The sequence below is a fragment of the Caloramator proteoclasticus DSM 10124 genome (assembly GCF_900129265.1).
In the GTDB taxonomy this organism is placed as follows: domain Bacteria; phylum Bacillota; class Clostridia; order Clostridiales; family Caloramatoraceae; genus Thermobrachium; species Thermobrachium proteoclasticum.
This window is the reverse complement of sequence record NZ_FQVG01000069.1, coordinates 1-11,162: the sequence shown is the minus strand read 5'-3', so window position 1 is coordinate 11,162 and position 11,162 is coordinate 1. Positions and strand designations below refer to the sequence as shown.

The window sequence follows — 11,162 nt, the reverse complement described above, 5'->3', positions numbered from 1 at the left end:
GTTTATTATTCTCTTGCTTACGTCTCTTATGTCTGCTGCTCTTTCCCTCATATATTCATTATCCATTGACTCAAACATTGAGATAAACATATCAGCAGTTTGTTTTAATGCATACTCTGCACAGATTGATTCTGATGATATTTGTGCTTCAACTGCACCAATAAATTCTGGGTCTTCTAACATCATAAGATGTGCTTCAAAAACCTGTGCCTTATCTTCACCTATTTTTTCTCTTGCTATCTCTTTTATTTTTTCAAGTTGCTCCTTTGCAGTAGCTACAGCATTTTGTAATTTTGTAGTTTCAGCCTCTATATTATCTATAGCTCTTCTCTCTATTTCTACTTCTTTATCTACTATTACAAGTGCCTTGCCGATAGCTACTCCTGATGACGCAGCTATTCCCTTTAACATTTAGCTTCTCCTCCTTAGAATTATTCAAGGCCATTTAATATAAGGTTTGTAAGTGCTTCTATAGCTTGTGCCTCATCTTCTCCATTTGCCTTTATTACTATTTCTTCACCCTTCTTTGCAGCCATAGTCATAAGGCTCATTATGCTTTTTGCATTGTATTCTTTTCCTGACTTTTCAATTGTTATAGCTGACTTGAATTTTGCAGCCTCTTTTACTATTATTCCTGCTGGTCTTGCATGTATTCCTGTTTCATTTTGAATAACTATCTTCTTTTCCATCATATTAACTACCTCCATTTATTTTATTTTTATCATTTATACACAAATTATTTCACCTTAACAGTTGCAACTACTGAATTTGAATTAACATCGCCACTATTTACAGTTAGCTCTTCAACCATATCCATATTTGTAATTAGCATAGGTGTTATAGTTGATTTTGCTTTTTCCTTTACTAAATTTAAATCAAATACAACTAATTTGTCTCCCTTTTTAACTTTGTCTCCCTCTTTAACAAAGGCTTCAAATCCTTCTCCTTGCATTTGTACTGTATCAATACCAATATGAAGAAGTATTTCAAGGCCTTCCTTTGTCTTTAATCCAACTGCGTGCTTTGTTGGGAAAACTTGAACTACTTCAGCATCGCAAGGTGAATATAAAACACCTTCTTTTGGTTCAATTGCAACTCCATCACCAAGCATTTTTGAAGAGAAAACTTCATCTGGAACATTTACAAGTTCTACTACAGTACCAACCATATGTGCATTTAATTCTATCCCGTTGTTTTTCTTTTTGAAGAAACCAAACATTGTAATTACCTCCCATTTTTTGAATATTTTAAAATTAAAAAGGCATAAGCTAATAAAACCTTGCGGTTTTATTAGGCTCATGCCTGATCGAATCAGTAACACGCCTATGAATTAGTTTTAATTCTACCAAGGTGAACTGCAATATACCCTATTTCATCTTCGGGTACCTTTTTATCTAACTTTTTTTCTATAATTTCACAAGCCCTCTTTGAAAGCTTGTATTCTTCCTTGAGCTGTCTTTTGATAGAACCCAATAATATATTTTTAATTGGTTTATTGTTTTCAATTCTATAGAGTGCGTATCTTAGATGAGATATCAATCTAATATAATCAAGGGATTTTTCATCTATTTTTATATTTAACTCCCTCTGTATAAAATCTATCACATCTTTTACTATTTCAGTATATTTTAATGTTTCACCAACTGTTTGATTTACTTTTGCAGAATAAATATGCAATGCTATAAAGCTTTTTTCCGACTCTGGAAGTTCTACTCCTATTCTTTTTTTTACAAGTTCTATAGCTTCCTCTGCAATTGAATATTCTGTAGGATACATAGTTTTAATTTCCATCTCAAAGGGATTTATAATATTTATTCCTTCCTTTAATCTGGTTATTGCAAAGTTAATATGGTCTGTAAGCCCAATGTGAATATGAGGATTTAATTCAGTACCTAATCTTTCTCTTGCAAGTTCAATTATTTCTTCAGATACTGCAATTATTTCATCATTTACTGTCTTTAATAATCTGTCATAGTTTTCTTTATGTTCATTTGTTATTTGAATAAATTTTTGTTCTATTATGTCCTTCTCAGTTATAGGGTCACCCTTCTTCTTACCAAACCCTATTCCCTTACCTGTAAGAACAAAAATTTCATCGCCCTTTTGTGTTATAACAACATTGTTACTCAATACTTTAGTAACTACATACCCTTCCATAATCATTACTCCTTATTAGGATACTACTATTTTAATAAAAATAAAATAAAAATTCAACACCTTTTTATTTACAAAATTGAGAAGTATATAAAAAACATAAATTAGTGCCATGAACAGTTTTGTTCATAGCACTAACATAAACACCAAGATTTAAACTCCTCTTTGTTCCATCATAGATTTTACCTTCATAAGTCTTGTTAAGTTACCTCTTTCATTTTCTTCAAGTTTCATTGTTATATATTTTATTGTTTCTTGAAGTTGAGGTATCATTACATATTCAAGAGCATTAACTCTTCTTCTTGTCTTTTCAATTTCATCAGCCATAAGCTGACAAGACTTTTCTATCTCAGCAAGTTCTAAAAGCTGTGGAAGGATATTATAAAGTTTATTTATTGCACCGTCAAGCTCTGCAGTAGTTAATGCATATCCATATGAGTATATACTTGCACCCTCTGCTCCTTCTCTTATAAACTTCATAACCGGAACGTTTACACTCATTATATTCTTCTTTGCTATTTCAAGGTTTATTGTTTCACTTGGCATAATTATTGATTCTTCAAGTATTTCAGAACCCATAACTGCCTTTGCCATCATAAACTCCTTTAAAGATTCTGTTAACTCTTCTTCTACTTTAATTCTAAGTTCATTGTTCTTTTTTATCAAATCAATGAACTTTTTCATTAATTCATCCTGCTTATCCTTTAAAAGTTTATGACCTCTCTTTGCTACAACCAAACGCTTTTTAAGCTTAGATAGCTCCATTCTGGTTGGGTTAACATTTAATCTCATACCTATTCATCCCCTTTTTTAGGCAAGTACTTCTCTATATACTCGTCCCTAATTCTCTTTAGTTCTGACTTAGGTAATATTGATAGAAGTTCCCAACCAATATTTAAGGTTTCTTCTATGCTTCTGTTTTCATATTCTCCCTGTGATACATATCTCTTTTCAAACTCATCTGCAAACTTTGCATAAAGCTTATCTATATCTGAAAGTGCAGATTCTCCAAGTATTACCGCAAGCTCTTTAGCTTGTTTTCCTTGAGCATATGCAGCAAAGAGCTGGTTCATTGTATCTGCGTGGTCTTCTCTTGTTTTACCCTTACCAATCCCCTTATCCTTTAATCTTGATAGGGATGGAAGTACATCTATTGGAGGCATTACTCCCTTTCTATATAGCTCTCTACTTAATATAATCTGTCCCTCAGTAATATATCCAGTAAGGTCTGGAATTGGGTGTGTCTTATCATCTTCTGGCATTGTTAATATTGGTATTTGTGTAATTGATCCTTCTTTTCCTCTAATCTTACCTGCTCTTTCATATAGAGTTGAAAGGTCAGTATAAAGGTATCCTGGATATCCACGTCTACCTGGAACTTCCTTTCTTGCAGCAGATACTTCTCTTAGGGCTTCGCAGTAGTTTGTCATATCAGTCATTATAACAAGTACGTGCATTCCCTTTTCATAAGCCAAATACTCTGCACAAGTTAATGCCATTCTTGGAGTTGCAATTCTCTCAATTGCAGGGTCATTTGCTAAGTTTATAAAAAGAACTGCCCTATCTATAGCTCCTGTCTTTTTAAAGTCTGATATAAAAAAGTCTGCCTCTTCAAATGTAATACCCATAGCAGCAAACACAACCGCAAATTTACTCTCTGCATTTAAAACCTTTGCCTGTCTTGCAATCTGTGCTGCAAGATTTGCGTGTGGAAGACCTGAACCAGAGAATATAGGTAGCTTTTGTCCTCTAACAAGAGTGTTTAGTCCATCTATTGCTGATATACCTGTTTGAATAAATTCTGATGGATAGTCTCTTGCCACAGGATTTAATGGGTTACCATTAACATCAAGTCTCTTCTCTGGAATTATCTTAGGACCTCCATCCTTTGGTCTTCCAAGTCCGTCAAAGACTCTTCCAAGCATATCAATTGAGACACCAAGTTCAAGCGTCTTTCCTAAAAATCTAACTTTACTATCCTTTAAATTAATTCCTGCTGAGCTTTCAAATAGCTGAACAAGTGCTTTATCTCCGTTTATTTCAAGTACCTTACCACGTCTTATTTCACCTGTTTGAGTTTCTATTTCAACAAGCTCATCGTAGACTGCCCCTTCTACTTGATCAACAAGCATAAGTGGACCTGCTACTTCTCTTATAGTTCTATATTCCTTAAGCATTTACTTCTCCTCCCTTCACAAGTATATCCATCTGCATATGAAGTTCTGAGGATATTTCATCTATTTTTGCCATTTCTGCTTCTGGTATATATTTTGCTCTTGCTATCTTTTCACGTACAGGAAGAGAAGTTATTTTACTTAAATATACACCCTGCTTTAATGCTTCTTGTCCAAGATGATAAAAATCTAATATTAGTTTTAACATCTTTAGCTGTTTTGTTAGTGAAGCATATGTGTCAACTTCGTGGAAGGCATTTTGATGTAGGTAATCTTCCCTTAGTGACCTTGCAGCCTCTAAAGTTAATCTATCCTTCTCTGATAGTGCATCTATACCTACAAGTCTTACTATTTCTTGAAGTTCTGCTTCCTCTTGAAGAATCTTCATAGCTTCTCTTGTCATTTCACCCCAGCCTTTATGCCCTTGCTCTTCAATATAATTTGATATCTTATCTAAGTACAGAGAATAACTCAATAACCAGTTTATAGCTGGGAAGTGTCTTCTATATGCAAGGTTTGAATCAAGCCCCCAGAATACCTTAACTATCTTAAGCGTAGCTTGGGTTACTGGTTCTGATAGGTCTCCTCCTGGAGGTGAAACAGCACCAACAACAGTAAGTGCTCCTATTCTTTCATCACTTCCAAGACAGTAAACTTTACCAGCTCTTTCATAGAATTCTGCAGCACGTGAAGTTAGATATGCTGGATATCCTTCTTCACCTGGCATTTCTTCAAGACGTCCTGACATTTCTCTTAATGCCTCTGCCCAACGTGAAGTTGAGTCCGCCATTATAGCAACTGAATATCCCATATCTCTAAAATATTCAGCAATTGTTATACCAGTATAAATTGATGCTTCTCTTGCTGCAACCGGCATATTTGATGTATTTGCTATTAAAACAGTTCTTTTCATAAGTGGTTCACCAGATTTTGGATCCTTAAGCTCTGGGAATTCCATAAGAACGTCTGTCATCTCGTTTCCACGTTCTCCACATCCAACGTAAACAACTACTTCTGCATCTGCCCATTTAGCAAGCTGATGTTGTACAACTGTCTTACCACTTCCGAATGGCCCTGGGATACAAGCTGTACCTCCCTTTGCAACTGGGAAGAAGGTGTCTATAATTCTTTGTCCTGTAAGCATTGGTTCTGCTGGTGGAATTTTGCCCTTATAAGGTCTTCCCTTTCTTACAGGCCACTTTTGCATCATAATTATATCCTTAATCTCTCCCTTTGGAGTTTTAACCTTTGCAATAGTTTCAACTACTGTAAATTCACCTTCGTTTATTTCTACAATTTCACCTTCAACTCCGTAGGGAACCATTATTCTATGTTCAATTATAGTTGTTTCTTGAACAACCCCTATAATGTCTCCTGCAACAACATAGTCTCCAACATTCCTTGTTGGTTTAAAGTACCACTTTTTTTCTCTATCAAGTGATGGGACTTCAACACCTCTTGTTATAAAATCTCCTGCAACCCTCATAACAGCATCAAGAGGTCTTTGAATACCATCAAACATAGCTTCTATAAGCCCAGGTCCAAGTTCAACTGAAAGAGGTTCTCCAGTTGTTTCAACTGGTTCACCAATTCCAAGACCTGATGTTTCCTCATATACCTGAATAGAGGCTCTATCCCCTCTCATTTCAATAATTTCACCAACTAATCTTCTATTACCAACCTTAACAACGTCAAACATCTTTGCATTTTCCATTCCCTCAGCAATAACAAGAGGACCGGAAACTTTAATAATTCTACCGTACTTCAAGCTATCAACCTTCCTTCTTTGATAATATATCTACACCGACAGCTTTTTCTACATTATCCCTAATCTTTGCAAGACCTATTCCAAGGCTTCCTTGAGTACCAGGGATTAATATAACTGCAGGAACCATTTGATTTTGATATCTAAGTAGTGTTTCCTCCATATCCTTTGCAAAAGTTTCTGTTAAAAATATCAATCCGTAGCCTTCCCTTGCCATTTTATCCACAGCTCTAATAGCTTCATCTACCGTATCAACTGCACTTACAGTCATACCAAGGGATAAAAAGGCTATCACTGCGTCCTTTTCTCCTACAACTCCTATCTTATACATATATATCACGCAGCCTTTCCCTTATCGTATCTGCACCAACACCGTTCTTCTTTCCTGTTAATATAATTCTTAATACTTTAATTTCATTTTCTTTTGCATAGATATATGCAACTACTGGTTCTGCCCCAAAGCTAATAAATTTTGAATTTTTTAGAACACTTATTAAATAGTTATCAGCCATTTTTTCAATTCTTCCTAAATCCTTTGTTTTTATATATTCCTCTAATCCTTCCTTTAACCATTTAAAGTGTTCTGTGTGGAATACCTTGTTTGAAAAGTTTTCTATATCTTCAATAAAATTATTTATAAATACGTCAAGGTCAACCTTTCCACCCTTTATTAGTACCTTGTTTAAAAAATCTCTTTCTCTATTTTGTTCCTTTGCTCTTATAAATGTTCTAATATTATAAACATCTATAAGTAGCTGAATATAATCCTTAATAAAACTAATTCTTGTTTCCTTTGCTATTTCAAGCTGCCTTTTAAACATTGCAGCATCAATAATTATGTCTATATCCTGCGGATTTTTGTTTGAGTTATATTCATCAATTGCCTTAAAGACAGCATCTCTGTAAACTTCATATAAATCACGTAAATTGTCGTCCTTAAAAATATCCTTTAATTTACTTACTTCTATTGTACCAGCATCAATCAATATACTGTCTAAATTCTTTTGTAAAAACCTATTTTTAACTAAAGTTTTTATATTGTGGGCATCATACTTTGTTCTAAATATATCTACTACCTCTACTACTGGGCAAATCTTAACCATTTCTCTATAAAAATCTTCTAATGCCTTCTTTAAACCATCTTCATATGATGGCATATTAATATAATCTCCATAAACACTATCCTGTAATATTCTTTTTGCTTCATTAAAATCCTTCGCCTCAAGTAGTGTTTCAATCTTTGCCCTATCAAGCATCTTTGTTTCAAGAACCTTAATTCTTGCTATACATTGAGCAAATATAGTATTATCCATTACTCACCCTCCTTTTATAGAACTGGAGGCTATTTAAAATAACATTGAAGCAATATCTGCCTCAAGCTCATCCCTTAAACCTCTAATTAGTGCTTCAAAGGTACAATTAATCTCAAGTCCATTCTTTCTTAATATAAATCCTGAAGAGATATTAGCATATTCGCCATTTAATCTTAAAAGACCTCTCTTTCCCTTTGATACTAATTGTTTGTTTATTTCATCAAGATTAATCTGTACCCTATCCTTATCTTTAATTGAAAGTACAATTTCCTCTTCTCCTGTTTCTACATTATTCAAAATCATTCTATTAATTAAATTTGAATATTCTTCCTTTGACATACTATCTATTTTTTTTATCACTTCATTTAAGATTAAATCTATTGCCTCCTGCTTTGCTTGAAGAACTATATTTCGGGCATCAAGCTCAGCTCTTGCAATCATTCTCTCCTTTTTATCCTTACCATCCTTCTGTGCCTTTTGTCTTAATTCATCCTCTATTTGAGCTGCCTTTATATTCGCAGCTTGTATAATTTCTTCTGCCTTTTTTCTCGCTTCTAATTCTATTTCTGAGGCCTTCATTCTATCTTCACTTAAAAGTCTCTCCTTTAGGCTATCTATTCCATTCATTTTAGCCACTCCCTTATAGCTTTATGTTAACAATCATTAATATTGAAGTTATAAGTGCCACAACGGCATAGGTTTCAACCATAACTGCATAAATAACCCCATTGAACATCTTTTCTGGTCTCTTTGCAAGAATTTGAATACCTGCTGCTGCTGTTTTTCCCTGTGATATAGCTGAACTATATCCTACAAATGCCATTGGTAGTGAAGCCATAAGTAGCATTAAACCTTGACCTAAAGTAAGATTTACTGGATTTCCTGATAGAATACCTATTTTATTTAATATAATTAGAGCTGTAATAAAACCATAGAAACCTTGGGTACCTGGAATAACTTGAAGTATAAGGGATTGACCGAACTTTTCTGGATCTTCTGTAATTAGGCCTGCTGCTGATTGACCAACAATACCAACACCCTTAGCTGAACCAATTCCTGCAAATAATGCTGCAAGTGCTGCACCAAGAAGTGCAAAGATTAAACCTCCATTTTGTTTTAAAAATTCAACGAATGTTGTAAATTCCATAATTGACTCCTCCTTTAAATTTCTTCTTTTACTTTTATAAATTTTGTTGATATTTTTAAAGGCTTAAATGCCTTTCCGCCACCTTGATAGAACTTACCAAAGAATTCAAGATATTGTAATCTACAAGTATGAACAAATGTTCCAAGTGCACCTATTAAAAAGTTAAATGTATGTCCTGCTATAAATATGATTGGTCCAAATATAAAGGCTACTGCACCTTTTCCTAAAAGACCTATCAACAAATTAAAGGACCACCCTATTAACCCTGATGCTAAACCTAATGCCAATAGTCTTGAATAAGATAGAGCATCTCCTAAATAACCAGTCACTCCATATAATCCATATAATCCTCCAAAGAATTTACCAACAAGTGTCTTGTTGCTTCTTCCTTGGGTTAATAAAAGTCCTAATGCACTTAATATTGATATTATTTGTGCTGGTTTTCCTCCACCAAGTAGAAGCCAAATTAAACCTGAAACTAAACCATACCAAAAGAATACATCAAATATAGCATCAAGAATCTTTCCTTCTTTGATTAATTGGTATGCTTTAACTCCTAAACCTACATAAAGGTGAATTATACCAAATACTATCGAATATTTTAAAACTGTCATTGGGTCAGCCACAGGGTCAACCCATAGTGGTTTCATTTTAATAATACCACCAAAGAAACTTCCATATAAAACACCAAACACTACTGTAGGAACACTTACTAATGCTAAAAGTTTAACCATCTTCTTCAATGAATCGCTCAAATCGGCCTTAAGAAGTAAAAATAAACTTACTGCACCAAGCAACAATCCGTAACCAACATCAGCCATCATCATTCCAAAGAATAGTAGGAAAAATGGTGCTAATACTGGTGTTGGATCTACTTCATTTGGAAGCGGTAGTGCATACATTTCTGTAATTGCTTCAAAAGGCTCAATCAAAGGATTATTCTTTAATAATACCGGTGGGTTATCTTCCTCCTTTGCATCCTCTACTTCTAAATAAACCTGAAGATTGAATTTATTTATAGACTTTTCAAGTATGCCAATTTTCTCTTCAGGCACCCATCCTTGTAAAATAACAGATTTTTTCGTATTTATTATTTTTGATGTTTGTCTTTCAATTTCAAGCTGAGAACTAAAATAATCATATACCTTTTCTAAATCATCAAGGCTTTTTGAAAGCTTTACTGCTTCATTCTTTGTTTGTTCTTCTTTTGTTTCAATATCGCTAATCTCGTTAGTTAATTTAGTTATAATATTCTTCGGAGTATCCTCAAGCTCAAGTGTAAGCTTAGTAAAGCCATACTTCTTTAGTATTTCATATACCTGATTATAGTCATCCCTGTGGCATACTACAAAGATATTTAAATCCTGCTGCTTTTCTGATATCCTCTCTATGTAGATGCCATCTATGTTTTTAAATTCATTTAACAATTCTGCCTCATATTTTTTAGCTACAGTACCTATAAAGTAGGATACTCTCTTTAACTTATTAAGTTCCTCTAAGGATACATCAAGATTTTTCCAAACCTCATAATGTTCAATTTGTAATTCAAGCTTTGATTTTTTAGCCTTTAGATTATTTATTTCTTCTTCAAGTGATTTTGCACTGTTGCTTAAATCCATCCAATTAAAGGTATTTGCAAAATCTTCAAACTTTTCAGCATCCAATACTTCTCTCTTTTGCAATATTCCCTTTTTATTATCACTAAAGGCTCTTAGAAATTCATATGCCTGCTTTACCCTATTAAAGTTAAATTCAGTTTCAGTTATTGTTTTATTTTCAAAACTTATTCCTTCTAACTCTTCCTTTACTATTTCCTTAAGGTCTATAACCTCAACTGCAGATGCCCTTTGAAGAGCCTTTAAAATCTTATATTTATCTTCCTTTGCACCTGTTATGGTTACTTTTTTCATTTTAACTATTGCCATAACTATTCACTATCCTCTCGATAACCATATTTACGGCTCTTTCCATCTTATCCTTTGGTATATTTGTTATTTCTTGTTTCTTTCTTTCTGCATCATCTATCATTGGCTCAATTTGATTTTTGGCTTCTTTTTCAAACTTTTCAATTACCTCTTTGTAATATACTTCAGCACTATCTTGGGCTCTTTGTTTAATATTTTCTGCTTCATCCTTTGCATTTTTTAAAATATCATTTGCCCTCCTTTGTGCCTCTTTAATTAATTCTTCCCCTTGCTTTTCAATCTCACTAATTTTCTTCACTACATCAAGAGCCAAAGTATCACCACCTTCATTATTGAATATTTAAAAAATTTTAACTTTATTATACTAAACCTGAATTATTCATGGAATTTATTTAAAAGAGTTCTATAGCCCATATTAACTTAATTTTTTACTAAACTGCATTTCACTTAAAAAGTGAAATAAAAACATGAAAAAGAGGGCCCAAATTTGTTATAATATAGTTGCTAAACAAATACCAAACAAAGGGAGGGTTCTCAATGTTTAGTTTATATGATATTTGTTTAGAAAGCAATAGTAAAATACGATTAAATTTTGATGGTGGTGACTTATCTTCTGATACAGGATTGTTATTGCTTAAAGAATTTACTCATAAAATTGGCTTCGAAAATGTAATAAAAAGTTTA

13 protein-coding genes are annotated in these 11,162 nt (G+C 33.4%); all 13 read right to left on the bottom strand.

The annotated features are described in order from the left end of the window. Positions 1-411 (bottom strand): phosphoenolpyruvate-utilizing N-terminal domain-containing protein (locus tag BUB63_RS11975; protein ID WP_278299009.1); only part of this gene is annotated, 411 nt, incomplete at its 3' end. Positions 412-431: 20 nt separating this feature from the next. After that, positions 432-692 (bottom strand): HPr family phosphocarrier protein, encoded by a 261-nt coding sequence (locus BUB63_RS11970; RefSeq protein ID WP_027308403.1) that lies wholly within the window; start codon positions 690-692, stop codon positions 432-434. Positions 693-736: 44 nt separating this feature from the next. After that, positions 737-1,219, bottom strand: coding sequence for a PTS sugar transporter subunit IIA (locus BUB63_RS11965; protein WP_027308404.1), 483 nt, complete (start codon positions 1,217-1,219; stop codon positions 737-739). A gap of 104 nt (positions 1,220-1,323) precedes the next feature. After that, complete coding sequence (locus BUB63_RS11960) at positions 1,324-2,157, bottom strand: BglG family transcription antiterminator (protein WP_027308405.1); 834 nt, start codon at positions 2,155-2,157, stop codon at positions 1,324-1,326. A gap of 150 nt (positions 2,158-2,307) precedes the next feature. Next, positions 2,308-2,946: a V-type ATP synthase subunit D gene (locus tag BUB63_RS11955; protein WP_073250021.1), complete on the bottom strand. Its 639-nt coding sequence runs from the start codon at positions 2,944-2,946 to the stop codon at positions 2,308-2,310. A gap of 2 nt (positions 2,947-2,948) precedes the next feature. Then, entirely contained in the window at positions 2,949-4,331 is a 1,383-nt protein-coding gene (locus BUB63_RS11950; RefSeq protein ID WP_073250018.1) for a V-type ATP synthase subunit B, read from the bottom strand. Beyond that, a complete protein-coding gene (locus tag BUB63_RS11945) occupies positions 4,324-6,096 on the bottom strand; it encodes a V-type ATP synthase subunit A (RefSeq protein ID WP_027308408.1) in 1,773 nt (590 codons plus the stop codon). Before BUB63_RS11945 ends, BUB63_RS11950 begins: the two co-directional genes overlap by 8 nt. Before the next feature lie 4 nt (positions 6,097-6,100). After that, a complete protein-coding gene (locus BUB63_RS11940) occupies positions 6,101-6,424 on the bottom strand; it encodes a V-type ATP synthase subunit F (protein WP_073250027.1) in 324 nt (107 codons plus the stop codon). Further along, positions 6,417-7,406 carry a V-type ATP synthase subunit C gene (locus BUB63_RS11935; protein WP_073250016.1) on the bottom strand — a complete coding sequence of 330 codons (990 nt, stop codon included), beginning with the start codon at positions 7,404-7,406 and terminating at the stop codon, positions 6,417-6,419. Before BUB63_RS11935 ends, BUB63_RS11940 begins: the two co-directional genes overlap by 8 nt. Positions 7,407-7,439: 33 nt before the next feature. After that, complete coding sequence (locus BUB63_RS11930) at positions 7,440-8,033, bottom strand: V-type ATP synthase subunit E (protein WP_073250013.1); 594 nt, start codon at positions 8,031-8,033, stop codon at positions 7,440-7,442. A gap of 13 nt (positions 8,034-8,046) precedes the next feature. Continuing rightward, positions 8,047-8,553, bottom strand: a complete 507-nt coding sequence (locus BUB63_RS11925; protein WP_073250010.1) for a V-type ATP synthase subunit K — start codon at positions 8,551-8,553, stop codon at positions 8,047-8,049. Between the two features lie 14 nt (positions 8,554-8,567). Then, positions 8,568-10,478 carry a V-type ATP synthase subunit I gene (locus tag BUB63_RS11920; protein ID WP_084106778.1) on the bottom strand — a complete coding sequence of 637 codons (1,911 nt, stop codon included), beginning with the start codon at positions 10,476-10,478 and terminating at the stop codon, positions 8,568-8,570. Then, positions 10,465-10,791, bottom strand: coding sequence for a V-type ATPase subunit subunit G family protein (locus BUB63_RS11915; RefSeq protein WP_073250008.1), 327 nt, complete (start codon positions 10,789-10,791; stop codon positions 10,465-10,467). The genes BUB63_RS11920 and BUB63_RS11915 overlap by 14 nt, the downstream gene beginning before the upstream one ends. Between the last annotated feature and the right edge of the window lie 371 nt (positions 10,792-11,162).

Excerpts from the sequence above, each read along its gene's own strand:
- BUB63_RS11925 (WP_073250010.1), bottom strand. The coding sequence starts at position 8,553 with ATGGAATTTACAACATTCGTTGAATTTTTAAAACAAAATGGAGGTTTA.
- BUB63_RS11930 (WP_073250013.1), bottom strand. The coding sequence starts at position 8,033 with ATGAATGGAATAGATAGCCTAAAGGAGAGACTTTTAAGTGAAGATAGA.
- BUB63_RS11955 (WP_073250021.1), bottom strand. The coding sequence starts at position 2,946 with ATGAGATTAAATGTTAACCCAACCAGAATGGAGCTATCTAAGCTTAAA.
- BUB63_RS11970 (WP_027308403.1), bottom strand. The coding sequence starts at position 692 with ATGATGGAAAAGAAGATAGTTATTCAAAATGAAACAGGAATACATGCA.
- BUB63_RS11960 (WP_027308405.1), bottom strand. The coding sequence starts at position 2,157 with ATGGAAGGGTATGTAGTTACTAAAGTATTGAGTAACAATGTTGTTATA.
- BUB63_RS11950 (WP_073250018.1), bottom strand. The coding sequence starts at position 4,331 with ATGCTTAAGGAATATAGAACTATAAGAGAAGTAGCAGGTCCACTTATG.
- BUB63_RS11935 (WP_073250016.1), bottom strand. The coding sequence starts at position 7,406 with ATGGATAATACTATATTTGCTCAATGTATAGCAAGAATTAAGGTTCTT.
- BUB63_RS11965 (WP_027308404.1), bottom strand. The coding sequence starts at position 1,219 with ATGTTTGGTTTCTTCAAAAAGAAAAACAACGGGATAGAATTAAATGCA.
- BUB63_RS11940 (WP_073250027.1), bottom strand. The coding sequence starts at position 6,424 with ATGTATAAGATAGGAGTTGTAGGAGAAAAGGACGCAGTGATAGCCTTT.
- BUB63_RS11920 (WP_084106778.1), bottom strand. The coding sequence starts at position 10,478 with ATGGCAATAGTTAAAATGAAAAAAGTAACCATAACAGGTGCAAAGGAA.